Origin of the sequence: Luteitalea sp., assembly GCA_009377605.1 — a bacterium.
Classification (GTDB): Bacteria; Acidobacteriota; Vicinamibacteria; order Vicinamibacterales; family Vicinamibacteraceae; genus WHTT01.
On sequence record WHTT01000201.1, the window covers coordinates 1 to 1,568 of the forward strand.

General features: G+C 67.1%; 1 protein-coding gene. It reads right to left on the reverse strand.

What is annotated here, in order from left to right; translation table 11 throughout:
* Positions 1 to 179 precede the first annotated feature (179 nt).
* Positions 180 to 1,472: an ISNCY family transposase gene (locus GEV06_28480; GenBank protein MPZ21788.1), complete on the reverse strand. Its 1,293-nt coding sequence runs from the start codon at positions 1,470 to 1,472 to the stop codon at positions 180 to 182.
* Between the last annotated feature and the right edge of the window lie 96 nt (positions 1,473 to 1,568).

The window sequence follows — 1,568 nt, forward strand, 5'->3', positions numbered from 1 at the left end:
TGTCAAGGCGAAATAGAAATGTCCCCGTTCTTAGCGAAATAGAAATGTCCCCTCTCCTCTTGTTCTTCAACGCAACAGGAAGGGCCTGTGGACGCTGTGCGAAACGCGTCTGCGCGTTTTGCAAGGCACGGTGGGCGCGTCTGCGCGTCCACGGCGCCGGCAGCGTCCATAGGCCTCCGTCACTGGCCGCGCTCCACCTCGAGCGCCCGTTGCTGTCGCTCTGCGTACCCGCGGCGCCACGGGTGATCAGCGCTCGGCCGGGACAGGGCGCGTCCCGCTGCCGGGGCCGTCGGTCGCCGGGCTGGCGGCGTCGGCGGTTTCGACGGCGGTGTCGGAATCTCGGTCCAGCGCATCAGGCGCCCGCGATAGCGAATTTCGATCGCGCCGGTGACCGCCTCGCGCACCAGCACCGTGCTCCGGGCGGGCGCGTGGTGGCTCTGCCGCGCCACCTGGAAGTACCGCGTGTCGTACCGGATCACCCAGTCGTTGGAGAGCACACGCGTCTCCTCGAGTTGGAACACGCGATCGAGCGTCACGCGACTCGGCGTCCGTCGATGAAAGTCGTCGGGCGAGGCGGGGGCCTGCGCGAAGCGGGCGTTGTGCTCGGCGAGATACGTCGTCTCCAGAAACGCATTCGCCGCGGTCGCCTCGGTGATCGCCAACCGCCGCAATTTCTTCACGAGGCGGTCCTGATGCGTCCCGTGATGGCGCTCGACCCGGCCCTTCGCTTGCGGGGAGCTGGCCGCGATAATCTGAATCTCCAACGCCGCGCACATGCGGCCAAACTGCGTCAGCGGCACGGCGCCCGTGACCTGCTCCTCCGCCGTCGACTCCCGGACATAGACATTCTTCCAATCCGTATAGAGCGCCAGCGGCACCCCGTACGCCTCGATCCACCGGCGCAACACGTCGACCGCCGCCCAGATCGTTTCCTCATCCCCCAGCCGCGCGAGCGTCCGACCGGTCGCATCGTCGACGAGGTTCATCAAGCAGCCGCGCCCGCCGCGCCCCTCGTACCAGCCATGGAAACTCCCATCGAGCTGCACCAGCTCGCCGAAGTGCGCCTTGCGCGTCCGTCGCTGGCGATGGGGCGCGCGTTTGCGGGCCCGACTCCACAACCCCGCCGCCACCATCCACCGCCGCAACGTGTCGTGATGAACCGTCACGCCGTCTTCGCTCGCCAGATGCTCGGCGGCCAGGGTCGGCCCGAACCGCACGTCCACCGGCCCGCTGTACTTCTCCCGCACGAGCGCCAACGCACGCTCCCGTTCGGCCGCGGGCCGCGCATGATTCGACGCGCCCCCCGCGCTCCGGTGCTTCAGCCCTTTCGCCCCCTCCGCCCGATAGCGCCGTGCCAGACGCTTCGTCTGGCGGTAACTCACGCCCAGCAACGTCGCGGCCGATCCCAAACTCAAGGTCCCCGCTTTTACGCGGCTCAACACCTCCACCCGACTCAACTCTCTCGCACTCATCCATGTCCTTCCCAAACGATGACCCCCTTCGAGGCCATCAGCTTAGGGGACATTTCTATTTCGCTCGCGAGGGGACATTATCACTTCGCTTCAACA